The 253-nt window shown below is 75.5% G+C and carries 1 pseudogene; it reads right to left on the bottom strand.

The features are described from left to right. Positions 1 to 253 (bottom strand): annotated as a pseudogene (locus SB751_RS33185) (PLP-dependent aminotransferase family protein); the annotation flags it as partial.

Genomic DNA, 253 nt, shown 5'->3' with positions numbered 1-253 from the left:
GGCCTTGGCCAGGGCGCGCAATGCGCGGCGGATGCCCGCCTCGTACATCCAGGCGCTCGGCAGCCAGCCGCAGCCGGGCCGCAGCGCGTCGGGCGCGGCCTCCAGCGACTGCCGCGACACCCACAGCGGATCGATCTCGCGGTCGAGCCGCGGGCCGATCTCGGTCAGCGCCAGCGGCGCCACCGGGCCGGCGACGTAAAAGCCCGAGCCGGGCCGCGACGTGATGCTGCCTTCCGCCGCCAGGCGTTCATAC

Source organism: Cupriavidus sp. SIMBA_020 (assembly GCF_046535395.1).
Taxonomy (GTDB): Bacteria; Pseudomonadota; Gammaproteobacteria; order Burkholderiales; family Burkholderiaceae; genus Cupriavidus; species Cupriavidus campinensis.
This window is presented reverse-complemented; position numbering and strand designations above follow the sequence as displayed.